The sequence below is a fragment of the Alkalispirochaeta alkalica DSM 8900 genome (assembly GCF_000373545.1).
Lineage (GTDB): Bacteria > Spirochaetota > Spirochaetia > DSM-27196 > Alkalispirochaetaceae > Alkalispirochaeta > Alkalispirochaeta alkalica.
Genome location: NZ_KB891756.1, coordinates 1 through 1,131, shown reverse-complemented (window position 1 = coordinate 1,131; position 1,131 = coordinate 1). Strand labels below are relative to the sequence as shown.

1 protein-coding gene is annotated in these 1,131 nt (G+C 58.5%); it reads left to right on the top strand.

Annotated elements, in window-relative coordinates:
- On the top strand, window positions 1-1,131 hold a 1,131-nt coding region (locus B071_RS17685; protein ID WP_040588551.1), incomplete at both ends, for a leucine-rich repeat domain-containing protein.

Genomic DNA, 1,131 nt, shown 5'->3' with positions numbered 1-1,131 from the left:
AACCTGCCAAGCGGCTTCTACCGCATCGCGATTCCCCTGGAACGACACGACAGCGAGACCAACCAGACCTATACCGTGGGAACCTATCGCGACGTGATCCACATCTACGACGGACGGCTCTCGGAGAAGACGCTGGACATTACCGAGCTGATCGGGACCCCGCCCTCGGCCCCGCAGGACCTTCAGATCTCACTGGCAGATTACGACCCACAAGAAGGGTCGGGCGCGTGGGAGATCGACCTCTCCTGGACCAGGACAGCCAACACCGCTGGGGGGTACCGGGTCTACCGCCGGGTAAACGATGATCCCTTCACCGTTCTCGACGACGCCGACAACCTTTCTCAGCACGCCTCATCCTTCAATAACACCTTTATCTTGGGGGACCAGGACGACACCTATCAGTACCGCGTGGTTGCCTGGAACAGCTACGGAGAATCCCCTCCCCTTGATTCGCCGCCCTTGCCCGGTGATCTGAGCGTAACAGACGGGGATTATACCTTCCTGGTCTACCCGGACCACCTGGTCCTCCTGGCTTACACCGGCTTACCCTCGGTTGATATTGTGATACCCGGCACCCTGGAGGTAAACGGTGAGGAGAGACCGGTCACAAAGATTGCTGCCGATGCGTTTAAGGACAAGGGAATCACGGAAAGGCTCACCATCCCCGATACGATCACCGAGATTGGAGCCGGTGCATTCCACCTTAACAGCTTCACGGGTGACCTGGAGATCCCCGACTCGGTGGTGACCATCGGAGCCAGTGCGTTCCAGAGCGCAGGATTTAGCAACGGGGGGCACCTCATCCTGGGAACCACCGAAAGCAACCTCGAAACTATCGAATTTCGAGCCTTCCAGGACACAGGCTTCACGGGCCCCCTGACGATCCCGGCTTCGGTTACATCCATCGGGGGTAGCGCCTTCCAGAATGTCACATTCGCAGGAGCCCTTACCCTGCATGAAGGCCTGCTCACAATAGGGAGCTCCGCCTTCGAGGGTGCCAGCTTTTCAAATGGCCTCACGATCCCCGACTCGGTCACCACCATCCGTACCAGCGCCTTCAAAGAGGCTGTCTTTGCCGGACCCCTTGAACTGGGAACAGGCCTTGTCACCCTCGAGACACACATCTTTTAT